Origin of the sequence: Niabella agricola, assembly GCF_021538615.1 — a bacterium.
Classification (GTDB): Bacteria; Bacteroidota; Bacteroidia; order Chitinophagales; family Chitinophagaceae; genus Niabella; species Niabella agricola.
This window is the reverse complement of record NZ_JAJHIZ010000003.1, coordinates 640,421-657,012: the sequence shown is the minus strand read 5'-3', so window position 1 is coordinate 657,012 and position 16,592 is coordinate 640,421. Positions and strand designations below refer to the sequence as shown.

The 16,592-nt window shown below is 46.9% G+C and carries 12 protein-coding genes; 7 read left to right on the top strand and 5 right to left on the bottom strand.

The window, feature by feature from the left end:
• Positions 1-12 precede the first annotated feature (12 nt).
• The 3 genes from LL912_RS08185 to LL912_RS08175 are packed head-to-tail and all read right to left on the bottom strand — an operon-like array spanning position 13 to position 3,530.
• Positions 13-1,365 (bottom strand): DegT/DnrJ/EryC1/StrS family aminotransferase, encoded by a 1,353-nt coding sequence (locus LL912_RS08185; RefSeq protein WP_235553095.1) that lies wholly within the window; start codon positions 1,363-1,365, stop codon positions 13-15.
• A gap of 18 nt (positions 1,366-1,383) precedes the next feature.
• The gene (locus LL912_RS08180; protein ID WP_235553094.1) at positions 1,384-2,661 is read right to left on the bottom strand and encodes a sugar MFS transporter; all 1,278 of its coding nucleotides are present in this window, start codon (positions 2,659-2,661) and stop codon (positions 1,384-1,386) included.
• A 41-nt stretch (positions 2,662-2,702) separates the two neighbouring features.
• Positions 2,703-3,530, bottom strand: coding sequence for an N-acetylmuramic acid 6-phosphate etherase (locus LL912_RS08175; RefSeq protein ID WP_235553093.1), 828 nt, complete (start codon positions 3,528-3,530; stop codon positions 2,703-2,705).
• A 537-nt stretch (positions 3,531-4,067) separates the two neighbouring features.
• On the opposite strand from LL912_RS08175, the gene LL912_RS08170 reads away from it, so the two are divergent.
• From LL912_RS08170 to LL912_RS08145, 6 genes are all read left to right on the top strand, one after another.
• Positions 4,068-4,238, top strand: a complete 171-nt coding sequence (locus LL912_RS08170) for a hypothetical protein (RefSeq protein ID WP_235553092.1) — start codon at positions 4,068-4,070, stop codon at positions 4,236-4,238.
• Positions 4,239-4,624: 386 nt separating this feature from the next.
• On the top strand, positions 4,625-5,848 hold the full coding sequence (locus LL912_RS08165) for an Nramp family divalent metal transporter (protein ID WP_235553091.1): 1,224 nt from the start codon (positions 4,625-4,627) through the stop codon (positions 5,846-5,848).
• A 104-nt stretch (positions 5,849-5,952) separates the two neighbouring features.
• Positions 5,953-6,969, top strand: coding sequence for an NAD-dependent epimerase/dehydratase family protein (locus tag LL912_RS08160; RefSeq protein ID WP_235553090.1), 1,017 nt, complete (start codon positions 5,953-5,955; stop codon positions 6,967-6,969).
• Positions 6,970-6,981: 12 nt separating this feature from the next.
• The gene (locus tag LL912_RS08155) at positions 6,982-8,037 is read left to right on the top strand and encodes a dihydrodipicolinate synthase family protein (RefSeq protein ID WP_235553089.1); all 1,056 of its coding nucleotides are present in this window, start codon (positions 6,982-6,984) and stop codon (positions 8,035-8,037) included.
• Positions 8,038-8,057: 20 nt separating this feature from the next.
• The gene (locus tag LL912_RS08150) at positions 8,058-9,437 is read left to right on the top strand and encodes an L-alanine-DL-glutamate epimerase (protein WP_235553088.1); all 1,380 of its coding nucleotides are present in this window, start codon (positions 8,058-8,060) and stop codon (positions 9,435-9,437) included.
• Between the two features lie 100 nt (positions 9,438-9,537).
• A complete protein-coding gene (locus LL912_RS08145) occupies positions 9,538-10,878 on the top strand; it encodes a DegT/DnrJ/EryC1/StrS family aminotransferase (RefSeq protein WP_235553087.1) in 1,341 nt (446 codons plus the stop codon).
• A gap of 201 nt (positions 10,879-11,079) precedes the next feature.
• On the opposite strand, the gene LL912_RS08140 is transcribed toward LL912_RS08145, so the two are convergent.
• Entirely contained in the window at positions 11,080-11,829 is a 750-nt protein-coding gene (locus tag LL912_RS08140) for a DeoR/GlpR family DNA-binding transcription regulator (RefSeq protein WP_235553086.1), read from the bottom strand.
• Positions 11,830-11,987: 158 nt separating this feature from the next.
• Positions 11,988-12,839, bottom strand: coding sequence for a Gfo/Idh/MocA family oxidoreductase (locus LL912_RS08135; RefSeq protein ID WP_235553085.1), 852 nt, complete (start codon positions 12,837-12,839; stop codon positions 11,988-11,990).
• A gap of 583 nt (positions 12,840-13,422) precedes the next feature.
• Here LL912_RS08135 and LL912_RS08130 point away from each other — a divergent pair.
• Positions 13,423-16,578, top strand: a complete 3,156-nt coding sequence (locus LL912_RS08130; RefSeq protein WP_235553084.1) for a SusC/RagA family TonB-linked outer membrane protein — start codon at positions 13,423-13,425, stop codon at positions 16,576-16,578.
• The last annotated feature ends 14 nt before the right edge of the window (positions 16,579-16,592 follow it).

The following is a 16,592-nucleotide window of genomic DNA, read 5'->3' as shown; positions in this document are numbered from 1 at the left end:
TGATTGAACGAATCAGGAAAGACTGTTTCTGTTGTTGTATACTTTTTCCAATGCATTAATGATGTCGTCCATATCCGCTTTGGTACCGAGTAAAATCGCTCCGGCGCTGATCACCACAACCGTTTCTGTTACTCTGTCGCAGGAGGGCAGTACCAGGCTGTCTTTAAAAAGTTTGATCTGTTGTTTGGTATAGTTTTTTTTGTAGTTGCCGAGTTCCAAAATATTGGTGGCCCACAAATCATGCTGCATACCTTTGATATAGCCGCCTGCCGGTATTCCTTCTGCATTCAACGCTTTCAGAAATACCTGCCGTTCCACGTTGTTAAAATGCTTTTTGTCGTAGGTGAAAGCGTATAGGTAGTAGCCGGAGCTGTTAGATCCTTCATATTGGAGCTGTGGCGTCAGGCCGGGTATGTTTTTTATTTTGCTGCTCAGGTAATTGGCATTTTCATTGCGTTTTTCAAAACGTTCAACGGCTTTATCGAGTTGCGAGAGGATGATGCTGCCTTCAAATTCGTTCATCCGCATTTTCTGACCGATGGTCGTATTCTGTCCTTTCTTATTGGTGCCGTGATTTTGTATGGTATACACTTTATCCATCAGGACATCATCGTTGCCGATAACAGCACCGCCTTCGCCGGCAGCGATTTGTTTGCTGCCCTGGAAGCTGAAACATCCCAGCTGACCGATGGTTCCTAACTGGCGGCCTTTGTATTTGGCAAAGTTTGCCTGGCAGGCATCTTCAATTACCGGGATATTGTGTTTGTTGGCTACCGCCATTATTGCGTCCATATTACAGGCCGAGCCCATAATGTGCACTGGCATAATCGCCTTGGTGTTTGGAGTGATCTTTTGAGCTATTGCTGCCGGATCAATCTGGTAGCTTCGGTAATCCAGGTCAGCAAATATCGGAAGTGCCCGGGCGGCCAGTATTGCAGAGATGGTGCCGAAGTCGGTATAGGAAGAGGTAATGACCTCATCGCCGGGTTGTATGCCTAGGGCATCTATGCAAACACCCAGTGCCTGTGTTCCCGAGCCGGTTCCTACACAGTATTTTGCACCGGTGAGCGCTGCGTATTTTTTTTCAAAAGTGGCCACGGTTCCGTGAACGGGATTACTGATCCTGCTCCAGGCTCCGCTTTTTGTGGTGGTCGTGATATTGGCAATCATGTTGTCGTCAACAATCATGTTGGGCCATTGCGGCCAGGGTTGTGTTCTTACCGGTGTGCCGCCGCTTATCGCAAGCCTGGCCGTGCTGGCTTTAATATGCGGTCCGGCTGATACCACCGAAGGGATGGTAAGGGCTGCTGAGCTGGCAGATAATACCGAGATGAATTTTCTGCGGGAGTATTGTTTTTTGTTCATGGCAATTTGTTTTCGAAGTTATTGTGTGCGTATTTTATATCCCCGGAGGGAGTAGTAAAGAATCATTAAATAACAGGGAGCTACAATCCAGTAGGCTTTTTGAGGATTGGAGATGTCTGCAAAATGCCCGTATACCAGCGGTAATAAAGCGCCGCCGCAGATGCTCATGATCAGTAACGAGGATCCGATTTTAGTAAACCGACCCAGATTTGCGATAGCCAGGGGCCATATAGCCGGCCACATAAGCGCATTCGCCAATCCCAGCAACGCGATAAACAATACAGAAAGATAGCCCGTGGTAAATAAAGCGCATAACAGGAAGACGATACCCGCCAAAGCGGAATATTGCAGGGCTTTTTCCTGTGACAGGAACCTGGGCATGCTGATGATGCCAATTAAATACCCGATAAGCATGGCGGTTAAGGTCATGCTTGTGAAGAACTTTGCGGTTACCATGGGAATGCCCTGGTAGGACCCATAGTCGATAATCGTATTGCCGGAAATGACTTCCGCTCCAACATACAGGAACAGGGTGAAGGCGCCGATTAAAAGATGCGGAAACTGGAGAATGGATTTTTTGTTATTAGCCGCTGTGCTTGCTGCTGCATCTTCTTCTTCCTCAACCTCGGGGAGGCCTGAATAATGTACCAGGAGCGCCAGTATCACGAGTACAATCGCCATTATGATATACGGAAGGATCACCCGGTGTGCCAATGCGTTTAGCTCCGCTATTTTCGCCGCGGGGTTCAGTTGCGCTATGTTTTTACTGATGGCATCGGTATCGTTTAAAATAACCGAGCCCAGAACAATGGGTGCGATAATGCCGGCAATCCCGTTGCAGATCCCCATAATGCTGATACGCCTGGCGGCGGTTTTACGAGGTCCTAAAATGGTTACATAGGGATTGGATGCGGTTTGCAGAATCGAAAGGCCGGCACCCTGTACAAATAGCCCGGTTAAGAAAACCGGATAGGTGCGGGATAAAGCTGCGGGAATGAAGATCAGCGAGCCGACTGCCATGATGATCAATCCCAGCGATATGCCTTTTTTAAAACCGGTTTTTTTCAGGATCCAGCCTCCGGGCAGGGCCATCACAAAGTAAGAAATATAAAGCGCAAAGGCTACGAGGTAGGCCTGCGTATTGTTTAACTCGCATGCTAATTTTAAATAGGGAATCAATACGGAGCTCAGCCAGGTCACAAAGCCAAATACGGAAAATAAAAGGCCGATGATGATCAGCGATTTTTTGATCGACTGCTGTTCACCTGAAGCGATTGTTGACGTTTGCCTGGGCATATTTTTGAATTATCAGGTATGTTTTTGATTTTGTTGAAATCTTATACGGGGTAATTGCCGGCGTCCAGCGACTTCAGTGCATTCTGCACGCTGCCATTCCTGAACAGGATTTCTCTTGCGGTATCATAATCGTTGATATTCCCCAGCCTCATGAGCATCTTTGTGGCCCGGTCGGTGATTTTATTATTGATGAGCTTTACATTTACCATCTGGTTATCGATGATGCGCCCCAGACGCACCATGGTAGTGGTACTGATCATGTCAAAGATCATTTTGTGGGCCGTAGCACATTTCATACGCGTACTGCCGGTTATAAATTCAGGTCCGGTTATAACTTCTACCGGATACAGCGCCTGTGCGGCAATAGGACTATCCGGATTGCTTACAATGCATCCGGTATCGATGTTTGCTTTTCTGCATTGTGTGAGTGCTGCCAACACAAAGGGAGTGGTACCGCTGGCGGAGATGCCCACTACAATATCTTTTTTGTTAATCCCTCTTTCTTCCAGTTTTTCCCAGGCTTCATTTTTGTCATCTTCCATTTCTTCGCGGGCTTCCACTAACCGGTCTACGCCTCCGGCGAGGATGACCTGGAATAAATCAGGTGAAACGCCATAGGTAGTCGGAAGCTCAATCACATCTAAAACAGATAAGCGGCCACTGCTGCCGGCGCCTACATAAAACAGTCTTCCGCCATTGGTGATTTTTGCTACAATGGCCTCTATTAACGCATTGATCCGGGGTAATTCTTTTTCCACCGCAGGCGCAACCCGCTGATCTTCCCTGTTGATCAGCATGGTTAACTCTTCAGTTGTCTTCTTTTCAAGGCTCCTGTAGCCGGATGGCTGTTCTGTAATTCTATTCTGCATGAAAATCATTTTATTGGTGAGTCGTGCGGTTTTTGTGCGTTAATTTATTGCGAATATACGCAAATACTGTATTTGAATGCTTTTTTTATGCTTTTTATTCCATTAAAAATTACCGGGGTAGCAAAGGCAAATTGCGGGAATTGATATCTGTAGTTTTCCTGATCGGGTTGCGCTGCCGGTTTCGCCCACCAAGCGTTGCTTGGACACGGTTATTGCGGTGCCCGGCTGCCCGGAGCACTGCTTTGCGGCGATCGGAACATAACGGACCAGAGCCCGGTAGCGGGATTTTAATCGGTTTGAAGACGAGACGGTTTTGTTCTCACAAATTTTTCAACACGGCCTATAAAGTAAGGTTGCAATGTGTATGCTGCTGCAAAGTGGCATTGTTCGGGCACTTTCGGATACACTGGCCGGTTTTTATGCCAAATATTCATTGTAACGGATGCGCCCATTGCGCTGTTCGGCACGTTTTCCGGGAATACAGGGGTACAATGATTTTTGAAAGAGTAAGGAGTGATCAGTAAATACCGGCTCGAAATGGCGGTCGGCGCTGAAAGGAATGCCCTGGTATCCCGGCCTGGCGGATCTGCCGGTCCGCATATGCCGGATCGGGTCGCCGGCGATAAAAAAGACGCCGTGCAGAATGCTGCTGTATTTCATGGAAATATCCGTGTACGCTCCGGCGGGTTTGTGCCGCCCGTAAGTTGAGATAGCTATTCCGGACTGTTTGCGGCCGGCATTATTTATTGAGGGGGCGTTTTTAGGACAGATCGTTGTGATGGTGTGCTGTAATGAATAAATGCTGGTTTGCGGCTTTGGAGGCAAGCATCAGGTCTGTTATGTGCTTTCTTTCCGCATCATAAAACGACGGTTGGTAGTTGTAATTGAACTGGTATAGCATGGGTGCAGGAGAAGGATACAATCCGTTTAAGTTCCGGTTCAGCGAATACCGGGAATTGATTTGCGTTTTGTATGCGGTTTTTTAAATTAAAAATACGCAGAAACTGCTCATTGTGTTGAATTATTTTTTATATTCGTTTTTTGAAGGGTATTTAATGGTTGCAAGGTAAAACATAGCGGAAATCTATTTTATTATGGGAAATAATGACAAGGGAAATCGCCGGAGATCGGGATTGTTACACGTGTTAGGCCCAGGAATCATCACGGCTGCATTGGTTTTTGGTCCCAGCAAAATGACGATCACCTCAAAATTAGGTGCTACATATGGTTATGATTTGCTTTGGGCCATTGTAGTGGCGATTTTTTTTATGGCGGTATTTACAAGTATGGCTTCCCGTATCGCGTTGGCAACAGACCGGTCTTTTTTATCCCTGATCAAAGATCGCTGGGGTAAACCGGTATCCGTGTTGGTTGGGATCGGTGTTTTTTTGGTTACGGCTTCTTTCCAGGCAGGTAATTCAACCGGTGTGGGAATCTCACTGGCGGAAACAACCGGTTTGAGTTCCAAAGTGTGGATCTTGCTTGCCAATGCCTTGGGTATTGCCTTATTATTCTTTAAGGGATTTTATAAGATTCTTGAAAAAATCATGATCCTCCTGATTGTGATCATGCTGGGTTCGTTTATTGTTACGTTCTTTTTAGCGAAGCCATCCGCGGGTAACATTGCAAAAGGGTTAGTTCCCAGTTTGCCCGAAGGGTCTTTGGGATTGGTTATTGCTTTGTTTGCTTCTGCGTTTTCAATCGTTGGTGCTTTATACCAATCATATATGGTTCAGGAACGACGGCGCTTGTCGCCCGATTTGAGACAAAAGCCCTCAGACAGCCTTCCGGGTATCCTGATCCTGGGCATTATGGCCAGTATCGTATTGATATGTGCTGCTTCGGTTTTACACCCTGCAGGAGTGGTGGTAACCAAGGCAACGGATATGTCCAAAACCCTGGCGCCTTTATTTGGCGAATACGCGGCACATCTTTTTCTGATCGGATTATTTGGCGCTTCCTTTTCTTCACTTATCGGTAATGCTTCAGTGGGTGGCACACTGCTGGGAGATGCATTGGGATATAAAGGGCAGCTAAGCTCCAATGTTGTGCGTATTTTGATTGCACTGGTAATGATCATCGGTGCTTTTGTAGCATTACAGTTTGATAAAGCGCCGCTGGAGCTGATTGTGCTGGCGCAAAGCGTCACGATACTGGTGGTGCCGTTTATGGGTATTGCTATGTTTAGTATTTCCAACGACCGCAGCATCATGGGCCGCTATGTGAATACACCGCTTACCAAGCTGGTTGCGGGTGTCGGGCTCCTGCTGTTGCTGGTTTTGGCGGTTGTTAATATTAAAGAGTTATTTTTTAAATAAACCTAAGACGTTGCAAAAGAAGCGATGGTCTTTACATACGAAGAACCCAGGATCGTTGGTGAAAATCCCGGTAGTACCCGGACTCAATTAATAAAAATAAACACATGAATGAATTGCAATTAATAGAAGACGAATTGTACCAGCCATCGAAGGCCTTGCTGGAAGATCTGCAGGCATTGGACGGCGATATCATTTTTCTGGGGGCCGGTGGTAAAATGGGGCCCAGCATGATAAAACTCGCCAGTATAGCATTGCGCGCAGCAAATTTATCTAAAAGACTGATCGCTGTTTCCAGGTTTAGTGATGAGGCTGCAAAAAAGGAGTTAGAGGATCTGGGGGTTGAGATTATTGCAGCAGACCTGCTGGATGATGCACAACTGCAGGCACTGCCGGATGTTAAGAACGTAATGTACCTGGCGGGAACGAAATTTGGAACAAACGGAAATGAGCCCTTTACCTGGGCTATGAATGCGTATTTGCCGGGGCGTGTTGCAGAAAAATATAAAAACTCCCGGATTGTTGCGTTTTCCACCGGCAATGTATACCCCTTTTCCAAATTGGAGCAGGGGGGATTTTCAGAGGAAACAAAACCGGATCCCGTTGGTGAGTACGGCCAGTCGTGCCTGGGCCGGGAGCGCATATTCCAGTATTTTTCCAGGGTTTATCAAACGCCGGTGCTGATTTACCGTTTGAATTATGCCGTTGATTTGCGTTACGGGGTTTTGCTGGAAGTAGGGAAATCGGTTTACAACGGAACACCGATCAATATTTCGACAGGAGCGGTAAATGTGATCTGGCAGGGCGATGCCAATGAGATCGCATTACGCAGCTTTTTGCATTGCAGCACCCCGGCAAAAATTTTAAATGTAACCGGTCCGGAAACCATAAGTTTAACCTGGCTGGCTACGCAGTTTGGGGGCCTGTTCGATAAACAGCCAGTGTTTACAGGGCAGGTTCAGGATACGGCTCTGTTGAGTAATGCGTCTGAGGCGCACCAGCTTTTTGGCTATCCACGTGTAAGTTTGCGAAAAATGATCCGGTTGGTAGCCGATTGGATCCGCCTGGAGGGGCGACAGATAAACAAGCCTACTCATTTTCAGGAACGGCAAGGACAATTTTAATGAATATCAATTATGAGTTTACCGGATACAATAAAAAATATATTGCATGAGGGGATTGCAATACCGGCACATCCGCTGGCCCTTACTGCCGAAAGAGATTTTGATGAGGCCATCCAACGCAGGTTGACCCGCTATTACCTGGCCAGTGGTGCCGGGGGAATTGCGGTAGCGGTGCATTCCACCCAATTTGAAATAAGAGAGCCTCAGGTTAATTTGCTGGAGAAAGTGCTGTACACGGCTGCTGATGAAGTTGAGAAAAGCGGTAAAGAGCAGTTTGTAAAGGTTGCTGGTATCTGCGGACCAACGGACCAGGCCGTTAGTGAAGCCAGGTTGGCAAAGCGATATGGCTATCACCTTGGATTGTTAAGCATGGGTGGGCTGAATACGCTGACCGAAGAGGCACTGATCGAGCGTGCTAAAGCCGTTGCCGAGATTGTTCCGGTATTTGGGTTTTACTTACAACCTGCAGTAGGCGGCCGGATTTTGAGTTTTGAATTCTGGCGAAAGTTTGCAGCAATACCTAATGTACAGGCCATCAAAATTGCTGCCTTTAACCGCTATCAGACACTGGATGTGGTGCGGGCGGTTTGCAGTTCTGAAAGGGCGGACGAGATTGCGCTGTACACGGGCAATGATGATAATATCATCGCAGATCTGCTGACGACGTATCAGTTTAATATCAACGGAAGACTCGTGCAAAAAGATTTTCGGGGCGGCCTGCTGGGGCATTGGGCGGTGTGGACACATAAGGCTGCCAGGTTGCTCGATGCCATCAAGGCCTATAAATCCGGCGATCAGGCCGGCCTGGGAGACTGGCTCACTAAAAATATTCAGGTAACGGATATGAATGCCGCCATTTTTGATCCGGTCAATCGTTTTCACGGATGCATTCCCGGTATTCATGAAGTATTGAGAAGGCAGGGTTTATTAAAGGGAACCTGGTGCCTGAACCCGAATGAGGTGTTATCGCCCGGGCAGGCGGATGAAATAACACGGGTAACCCGGGCTTATCCGGATCTGGTGGACGATGATTTTGTAACAACCTTTTTACAACAGGATAGAGGCTAGCTGTCTGGTAAGGGATTGTTATGAAACGAAGGGCTTTTATCAAAGATACGGTTGTATGGTCGCTGCTGCCAGCCATCAAACCGTTGGCAGGCATGGCCCGTCAATCCTCAAACATGAAAATCAAAATTGATCATATTGCTTCGGATTTTGAGCGGCAACCCCTGGTTCGGCCCTTTGGATTTAAGGGCGGGTATTTAACCGAATTATGGCAAACGGTTGCGTTAATGCAAACTGCTGCAAGCGGTCCCAAGCTTGGCCTTGCCACACAGAGTGTTTTGTACGGAGATCCCGACGTCTTTTCGGCACACTCGGAAAGTGCAGGTAATGCATTGATGTATGCACTATCTGAAAAAGCCTTGCAATTGGCAAGAGAAACGCCCTTCGAAACGCCGGCAGATCTTTTATCTGCGATCTTGCCCGAGGTGCGCAAATACGCTGTGTCGCTTACCGGACGAAGCAACGTAAACCTTAATTTTATTTATAATGCCCTGGTTAGTGTAGACAATGCTGCCTGGCTCGTTTATGCATCTGAAAACAAATGCCCGGATTTCGATACGATGATCCCGGCTCTTTACCGGAAGCCACTCAGTATGCATAATCCGAGGATTGCAGTCATGTATCAGATTCCTTATGGTATGCCGATGACGGACCTGGTAAAGGCTGCCGGGGAGGGGTATTTTGTTTTTAAAATTAAAACCGGGATGCCGGGCAACCAGGAGCAAATGCTCCAATCAGATATAGAGCGGCTTACGCTTATACATCAAACGCTTAAAAATTTAAGAACGCCTCAAACAAAGGATGGACGGCTTGTGTACACACTGGATGCAAACGGACGGTACCAAAAAAAGGAAAGCTTGTTGAGGTATCTTGATCATGCCCGGAAAATAGGTGCTTTTGACCAGATACGGTTAATTGAAGAACCGTTTTGGGAGTCCAATAATGAAACTGTTGAGGATGTTGGGGTGATTATAGGAGCCGATGAAAGCGTACATACGGAGGCCGATGCCATCAAAAGAATTCAACAGGGGTACAAGGCCCTGGTGTTAAAAGGCATTGCCAAAACCTTAAGTGTGAGTTTTAAAATAGCCAAGGTAGCCCACGAAAATAATGTAGCCTGCATCTGCGCGGATCTTACCGTAAACCCGTTGCTGCTGGACTGGCACAAAAACCTGGCGGGGCGGTTACAGCCATTTCCGGGAATCGGAATGCCGATGATCGAAACCAATGGGGATATGAATTACAGGAATTGGGAGTTGATGAAAACCTTTCACCCCGTGCAAAACGCATCCTGGCAACAAGTGAAGCAAGGGGTGTTTGAGTTGAATGATGATTTTTATAAGCGCAGCGGTGGCATCTTTATGGGTACAGATCATTATGAAAGGATGTTTAAACGAAGCTGATCATGATTTCCTTTTATTAAAATAAACGAAGATGTATGGAGCGGTATGCGCTATCATCTGGGAACGGTTTAAAAATATAACATAATTAAAATTTGTAAGTATGAACAATAAAGGCCGCAGAAGTTTTATAAAAAAGTCAGCAGTTATCGGACTGGGAGCAACACTCAGCTTTGATAAGGTATTGCCCACTGTTTTGAATGCCGGGGCAACGCCGGCCGTGCTGGGCGGAACACCTCTGGTCAATGCGCCCTGGCCCAAATGGCCCATTTGGAATAAAGAAACCGATGAGCCGCTTGTTTTGGAAGCATTACGCAGCGGCGTTTGGTCGCGGGCGGAGAAAGTGACCCTGTTCGAAAAAAAATGGGCAGCGCTGATTGGGGCAAAAAGAGCACTTACCACGGTTAACGGAACCAATGCGCTGATCACTGCAGTGGCGCAATCGGATATCGGAGGCGGGGATGAGGTGATTTTACCGCCCTATACGTTTATTGCCACCCTTACTGCAGTACTGAACGCCGGTGCGATGCCTGTATTTGCCGATATAAACCCCGATACCTTTCTGATCGATCCGGAGGCTATAAAGAAAAAGATCACACCCCGCACGAGGGCCATATTACCGGTGCATATTTGCGGATTGCCCGCAGATATGGGAAGTATAATGCAAATTGCGAAGCAGCACGACCTGGTGGTGATTGAAGATGCCTGCCAGGCCTGGCTGGCGGAGATCAACAACAAGAAGGTAGGCACTTTTGGTCACGCCGGTTGTTTCAGCTTTCAGAATTCTAAAAACCTGCCGATAGGGGAAGGCGGCGCTATTGTAAGTGACGATGAGGCCTTTATGGACCGGTGCGTGTCATATCATAATCTTGGTTTACCCTATGGAACCGCGTCCGCACGTCCGGGTAGCAAATTACGGTTGACGGAATACCAGGCTGCAATCGGGATGGTGCAGATGGAGCGGCTATTACCTCAAACCGCCACCAGGAACGAAAATGCAGGTTATTTACGGCAGCAGATGAAGCAGATAAAAGGAATTGTACCACATACCCTCAACGCCGGCGTAACAAAGGCGGCTTACCACCTGTTTCCCTTCAGGTACGATAAGCGGCATTTTGCGGATCTTTCGAAAGCGCAATTCATAAAAGCGTTGCAGGCGGAAGGAGTTCCTTGTTCGGGGGGGTATACACCCCTGAATACAGTGGAGAATCTGGGTAATACATTTGAAACCAAGAATTATAAAAAAATGTATTCAGCACCCGAGTTGAGTTACGAGCGGTTTAAAGAGCATAATCAATGCCCCAGGAATGAACAGCTTTGCCAGGAAGCCGTATGGTTGCCGCAGAATGTGTTACTCGCCAACCGGGAAAGCATGGATATGATTGTTTCGGCCATTCAGCGGATTCAGAAAAATGCCGCTGCCATTGGTAAAAAAGGGGGCTAGCTTCATTATTGGGGAGCTGATTGACCGGGACCAATTAACAGGCATTATGATTTTGGTTGTGTATGGTGAAAGTACAACCTGTTTTGACGCGGCCATGCCAGCTGTTGGTCTGGAAGTGAGTATAAGTTTTGGCCGGCTGCTGCTGTCTTGCTGACTTTGTTCCCGGTTCAGCAAAACCAGCAAAGGAGTGTCGGCTAGTGGTTAAAGTAGGGTGAGATTGGTATCCTGGTATCTGATCAGGCTGGGGTCATCGGGGTCCAGTTCGGTGATCAGGTAATTCACCTGGTTTACATCGCAGATCTTGATCGTCTGGATGGTATTTAACTTCTCAGAAATTGTAAGAACGGCCACTTTTTTTGCAGATCGTATCAGGGCCTTTTTGGCCTGAACTACTTCCCAGTCAAGATCGGTTAACCCTTCGACGACGGAGAAAGCGTTTGCGCCCAGTAAACAGAGGTCTGCTTTTATTTCAGAAAGCTGGTTGATCATTCCGGATCCCACATGCAGGTTGGCGTTTTTCAGCAGCCGCCCGCCGATGGTGATCACTTCTATATTGTCGAATTCCGATAAAGTAATGGCGATTTGCGGACTGATGGTAAAGAATGTAGCTTTCATATTTTTGGGGATCATTTTGGCTAATTCAAGTATGGTTGTTCCCCCCTCGGTGAGTACGGTTGAATTATTTTTTATCAGTCTTAGAGCCTTTTCTGCAATGATTTTTTTGGATTCCAGGGCGTAAACTTCATTTTGTCCGCTAAATGGCGACACAAAAGAAGGGCCAACGGCGCCTCCGTGCACTTTTACCACTTTTCCGATTTCGGCCAGCTCAATAATGTCCCGCCGGATGGTATCGTCAGACACTTTTAGCTGCAAACTCAGGTCTGCGCACAACACTTTGTTGTGTAGGTTGATTTCTTTTAATATTAACTTTTGCCGTTCGTCTTTACGCATAGTAATGATTTAGTTCCAAGTGATTTCCATGTTAACAATTTATCGCTGAAACTGTTCAGGTTAATTTAATAGTAAATATATAGTATATATCGGAAAAACTAAGGTTCCGGTACTATAACAGCATCTTTTGCAAGGGTATATTTTGTCCTTTGTTTGCTTTACTTTTGGCGGCTGCATCCATGAATGCGTAAATTTCCAGGGTTTCTGCGGGAGGAACCGGAGAGGTGCCGGTTTTCAAAAAATTTGATGATCTCTTTTAGTAACGGTACATAGCCTTCATATTGGTCAATATATACAGTTGCGTTTTCTGTGTGTGCGATGCCTCCATAATCGTGTTTGCCATTCCGCGTACCCCGGAAAACGCCGATCCTGCCATCGCTCCAGGTACCTACTACCACATCTGTATCGGTTGTTGAGGACTGGCGTACACTTACACAGCCTGTGCCCATGACCGTATACAACAACTCCACACCATGGATGCCATACCAGAACAGGTCGGTGTGAGAGGCCTCAATTTTGGCAGGGCTAAATGTGCTCGCGCCCAACACTTTTCCAAAGCTACGGTTACGTACCTGCTGCGCTTTTTCTATAAACCGCAGGGATGATGATGAAAACATCGGGGCATGGTATTGTTGGGCAAGCTTGTAAATACTGATAACATCATCTATTTTGGCGGCAGCCGGTTTGTCCATAAATACTTTTTTCCTGCTTTTGAAAATTTGAGCGGCCTGTTCCAGGTGCAGGGACCCGTCGTTGGTTTCAAGCAATACAACATCGCAATTGTTCAACAGTTCATCAATAGAACCTGCAATGGCGACCCCGTTTTCTTTTGCTTCTCTGGTATACTGACCGATGCGGCTGTAACTGCTTTCTATTTTCCGGCTGCCATAGGGATAGGCGATCGGTACATAATATCCATTATAAGCGGTCGTTTGCTTTGCGTTGTTTAGCGCTTTAATAAATTCGGTGGAATGTGATGTGTCCAGCCCGATAATGCCCACCCTGCGCATATCTTTTTTTTTGATTCAAAGCCGTTGGCCCCAGTGCGGCGTTATAAACTGCAAGACTGGTCATTTTAATAAAATTTCTTCTGGTTGGATTCTTCTGCATACAAAAACGATTACGTGATGATGAATGATGTGTTTAAAACGCTTATGGCGAAGCCGGAACGATACCGGCTACAAGATACTCGGTTTTTTTGCGTAAAAAAAATAAAAAATACCGCAAATAAAACGCAATAAAATGTTGTTTTTATAAATTTTGCCGTTATATTGCGTAATATATCAATTGTGAAACCGCTAAAATATTGCAAACACGCAATTGCTGACGCCCCTTTTTTTAAGCAATTGTAGTCCGGGTTCTCCGGACCTCCTGATAAATGAATGCGAACGGTTTGTGGTAGAAATGTGTTTACATACCCGGCGGCCAAAGCGAATCGCTACCTGTGATGACCTGCCGGTCCTGCGGCCGGACAAAATATACAGCGAATGGAATAACGGCCTCGTTTGAAAAGGATGCGGTTTGTTGACTTACCATGGCTGTTGGGGTGTTGCCCGGCAATTGGATGCTTTTAACTCTAAATAATCTCGATTTATGCGTATTTTATTTGTAAAGTTGCTTTTTTGCGTCGGGGTATGGATATGGGGGAACGGCTCCGTGCATGGGCAGGTAATCAAAGGCGTGGTTCGCGCAAAAACGGACAACCGGCCATTGGAAGGAGTTACGGTCCAGGTAAATGGTAAGTCTGCTGCCATAACCACTACGAATGCGGAAGGCAGCTATCAGCTCAGTGGCGGCAGTTCCACGGATTCGATCCTGTTTTCGCATGTAGGTTTTGAGCGCCTGGCCGTTGCCATTGCCGGACAGTCAAAAATTGATGTGCAGCTCACTCCCTTAAATGCTTCTCTGGACCAGGTGGTGGTAATTGGTTACGGATCTGTTCGTAAACTTGATCTTACGGGCTCGGTAGGAACTGTTAATGTGGAAGATATGAAGAAAGCGCCGGTGCCTTCCTTTGCGCAGGCGCTGGCCGGAAGGGTCGCCGGTGTACAGGTAAATAGTACAGATGGGCAGCCCGGAGGAGGGATGAATATCATGATCCGCGGAGCGGGGTCATTAACACAAAGTACTACCCCCTTGTATGTGGTAGATGGATTTCCCATAGAAAATCTCGATCCCAATACGCTGAATATGGATGACATCGCATCGGTGTCGATCCTGAAAGATGCTTCGTCTACTTCAATTTATGGTTCAAGAGGCGCAAACGGAGTGGTGCTCATTCAAACGCGTAGGGGAAAGCAGGGCAAACCGGAGGTGACGATCGGCGGTACTATGGGCTATCAGCTAAAGCCGCCGCTGATTCCCGTAATGAGCCCCTATGAGTTTGTGAAATACCAAATGGAATTAAACCCCAACTCTTTTAATACGCCGGCTTATACAGCATTGGGAAAAACGCTGGATGATTATAAAAATGTTCAGGGTATTAACTGGCAGGACCATATTTTACAAACGGGCGTGTACCGGAATTACAACCTGGGAATCCGTGGTGGTTCGGAACAAACAAGATATTCGGTGTCCGGATCGGTATTCAACCAAAAAGGGGTAATCATTAATACGGGAATGGACCGGTATACGGGAAGACTTTCATTGGATCAGGTGATTTCGGAAAAGTTCAAAGTGGGAACCAATGTGGCGCTTACACAAACCGATGTTTACGGCCAGCAGATCCGCTCCATTTACGGGGGCGGCAACGCTACGTCTCCCGCCCTCGTTCGTGCCTGGATGTACCGGCCGGTATCGGCTATTGAGGGGCAGGACTTATTAAGCGAAGATGCCGATCAGCAGGCGGTTACAGGCAGCGACTTCCGGATCAACCCCGTTACTGATCTGCAAAACCAATACCAGCATACGATACGTAACCAGTTGCAGGCCGATGCGTATGTCAGCTATGCCCTTACCCCGGAACTCATTTTAAAATCTGCAGCAGGCTTGATGCAATCCAATGTACGCAACGAACAGTTTTATAACTCTAAAACATCACAGGGGAGCCCGTTAAACCCCTCCAATAAGAATGGCGTATGGGGAAGCATGAGCAACAATAATTCCAACAGCTTTTTTAATGAAAATACACTGAATTACAAAACGCTGATCGGGGAGGACCATTCCATCAACGGAATGTTGTTATTTGGCGTAAACCAGTATAAAACAATGTACACTTCCTTTACTGGTATACAACTTCCAAATGAAGCAAAACGCATGGACGGATTGGACGAGTCATCGGGCGGTACGTTTACGGCTCCCAGTATTTATAATACCGTCAATACCATGGTGTCCTACGCGGCACGGGTGGATTATAATTTCAGATCCAAATATATGTTTACATTGAATTTCAGGGCCGACGGTTCCTCGAAATTTTTTCAGCCCTGGGGTTATTTTCCCGGGGGCGCCGTTGCCTGGAACATGGGTCAGGAAGATTTTTTCCGGGAAGGACTGCCATTTATTACAAACTCAAAACTGAGGGCCAGCTACGGTCAGAATGGTAACAATCGTGTAGGTGATTACGACGCCTATGCAAAACTGTCGCTAAACAATACGGGTCAGGGATATTCTTTCAACAACCAGGCCCCTGTACCCGCTGCATATTTATCCACGCTGGGAAACCCCCTGCTGCAGTGGGAGAAAACCGAACAGATCGATATCGGTTATGAAATTGGCATACTGGATAACCGGATCGGGCTGGAAGTGGACTGGTATCGCCGTACGGCATCCAACCTGCTGCTGAATACAGATCTGCCGCAGAGCTCCGGCTTTGGTACGGCCCAGGTAAATATCGGCAGCCTGCGTAATACAGGCTGGGAGTTTACACTGAATACTACCAACATCAAAACAACAGATTTTAACTGGACCAGCAGTTTTAATATCAGCTTTAATAAAAATAAAGTATTGTCGCTTGCTTATGGCCAACCCTCTTTGAGCAGGGTGCCTGCCTATCTCTCCCAGTTTGGGCAACCCCTGTATCTTTCGGAGGTTGGCAGACCGGTAGGAATGATGATCGGTTATATCTGGGACGGAAATTATCAATATGAGGATTTTGATAATCCGGCTCCCGGTGTCTACGTTCTCAAGAAAACGGTTGCAACCAATGGTACCGCGCGCAATGTGGTACAGCCGGGCGATATCAAGCTTAGGGATCTAAATGGTGATGGAACCGTAAATGCGTCCGATATGACCATTATCGGGCGGGGGCAGCCGGTACATATCGGAGGTTTTTCAAATAATTTAAATTACAAGGGATTTTCGCTGAATGTTTTTTTTCAGTGGTCTTACGGCAATGATATCTACAATGCCAACCGCTTGTTGCTCGAAGGAAACAGTAACGGCTTTGCCAATATCAATCAATACGCCAGCTATGTTAACCGGTGGACCCCGGAAAATCCAACCAATGAAAATTACCGGACACGCGGGCAGGGCTTCATTGGTTATTTTTCATCCAAGAATGTCGAGGACGGTTCTTACCTCAGGCTGAAAACTGTATCGCTGTCTTATTCACTTCCCTCCAGGCTGATCCGGAAAGCCTATCTCAAAAACTTATCGGTCGATCTTTCGGCACAGAACCTGGTTACCTGGACCCGCTATTCCGGCCTTGATCCCGAAGTATCTACCGCGGATAATGTGTTAATGCCGGGCTATGATTTTTCGGCGTATCCAAATGTACGCACCATCGTATTTGGTTTGAAAGCGACTTTTTAATCACTTTATTTTTT

What these genes read in the sequence shown, in the direction of transcription:
- LL912_RS08185 (WP_235553095.1), bottom strand. Translation starts at nt 1,365, where the DNA reads ATGAACAAAAAACAATACTCCCGCAGAAAATTCATCTCGGTATTATCT.
- LL912_RS08180 (WP_235553094.1), bottom strand. Translation starts at nt 2,661, where the DNA reads ATGCCCAGGCAAACGTCAACAATCGCTTCAGGTGAACAGCAGTCGATC.
- LL912_RS08175 (WP_235553093.1), bottom strand. Translation starts at nt 3,530, where the DNA reads ATGCAGAATAGAATTACAGAACAGCCATCCGGCTACAGGAGCCTTGAA.
- LL912_RS08170 (WP_235553092.1), top strand. Translation starts at nt 4,068, where the DNA reads ATGGCGGTCGGCGCTGAAAGGAATGCCCTGGTATCCCGGCCTGGCGGA.
- LL912_RS08165 (WP_235553091.1), top strand. Translation starts at nt 4,625, where the DNA reads ATGGGAAATAATGACAAGGGAAATCGCCGGAGATCGGGATTGTTACAC.
- LL912_RS08160 (WP_235553090.1), top strand. Translation starts at nt 5,953, where the DNA reads ATGAATGAATTGCAATTAATAGAAGACGAATTGTACCAGCCATCGAAG.
- LL912_RS08155 (WP_235553089.1), top strand. Translation starts at nt 6,982, where the DNA reads ATGAGTTTACCGGATACAATAAAAAATATATTGCATGAGGGGATTGCA.
- LL912_RS08150 (WP_235553088.1), top strand. Translation starts at nt 8,058, where the DNA reads ATGAAACGAAGGGCTTTTATCAAAGATACGGTTGTATGGTCGCTGCTG.
- LL912_RS08145 (WP_235553087.1), top strand. Translation starts at nt 9,538, where the DNA reads ATGAACAATAAAGGCCGCAGAAGTTTTATAAAAAAGTCAGCAGTTATC.
- LL912_RS08140 (WP_235553086.1), bottom strand. Translation starts at nt 11,829, where the DNA reads ATGCGTAAAGACGAACGGCAAAAGTTAATATTAAAAGAAATCAACCTA.
- LL912_RS08135 (WP_235553085.1), bottom strand. Translation starts at nt 12,839, where the DNA reads ATGCGCAGGGTGGGCATTATCGGGCTGGACACATCACATTCCACCGAA.
- LL912_RS08130 (WP_235553084.1), top strand. Translation starts at nt 13,423, where the DNA reads ATGCGTATTTTATTTGTAAAGTTGCTTTTTTGCGTCGGGGTATGGATA.